General features: G+C 42.6%; 1 protein-coding gene and 1 pseudogene. One reads left to right on the forward strand and one right to left on the reverse strand.

Annotated features, from left to right (window positions below):
• Window positions 1-369: FAD-binding oxidoreductase (locus B4H32_RS11595; RefSeq protein WP_286803184.1), on the reverse strand; the 369-nt coding region annotated here is incomplete at its 3' end.
• 353 nt (window positions 370-722) lie between these two features.
• On the opposite strand from B4H32_RS11595, the pseudogene B4H32_RS11600 reads away from it, so the two are divergent.
• Window positions 723-886: pseudogene (locus B4H32_RS11600) on the forward strand (phosphoglycerate dehydrogenase); the annotation flags it as partial.

Consider the following 886-nt stretch of genomic DNA (forward strand, 5'->3'; position numbering starts at 1 on the left):
CAATTGTTCAGTCACAACACCCGCTTGAACGCGAACCATACGATCTGCTGGCAAAAATTCCAAGATTTGATTCATCTTGTCAAAGCTAATCACGATCTCGCCATTGGTTGCCACCGCACCTGCTGAAAGTCCTGTACGACCACCTGATGGCGTAATTGCAACATTGAACTGGTTGGCAAGTTTCACAATCGCCTGAACCTGCTCCGTGCTTGATGGAAAAACGATGACTGATGGGTTCGGGTCAAAATGTTTAGTATGGTCCCGCCCCCAGTTTTGCAGACTATCGGCATCGGTTTTAATACGGTTTTCACCCACAATTGCCGTTATTTGGGTCAATAACTCAGGTGTTAAATCAACTGAAGCATTCATCGTTTACGGGCCTGCAAGAAATAAATATCGGATTTCTGGGTAGTAAACTCATGTTTTTAAAAACATTCACAAGATTACAGCAACATCCAGAATATAGAAACGCCACAGGACGGCACAACCCCTGTCTTGTTGAGGTTTGACCATCAATTACTGCATTTTACATTGAAGCAGGCAAGGGATAAAGCTCAGGATCACGATACCATCACAACAAAATGTGTATCAGCCATAAAATTCCTGTAAAGCTGAAAAATTATCAGCAATTCTGCTGTGGTAATTTTAAAGCAAATATCTATAACTGCACGCTCTATGCTATGATACGGCAACTAAATTTTGGCCTTTGTAGCGGAGCCGTAATGAGCCAACATCTTTCTCTACCTAAAGACAAAATCCGTTTTCTTTTATTGGAAGGTGTGCATCAAAATGCCATCGATACCTTAAATGCAGCGGGTTATACCAACATCGACTACCACAAAACTGCACTTGAAGGCGAAGCTTTGAAAGAAGCGGTCAAGGACGC

The organism is Acinetobacter sp. UBA2063, assembly GCF_002333245.1.
Taxonomy (GTDB): Bacteria; Pseudomonadota; Gammaproteobacteria; order Pseudomonadales; family Moraxellaceae; genus Acinetobacter; species Acinetobacter parvus.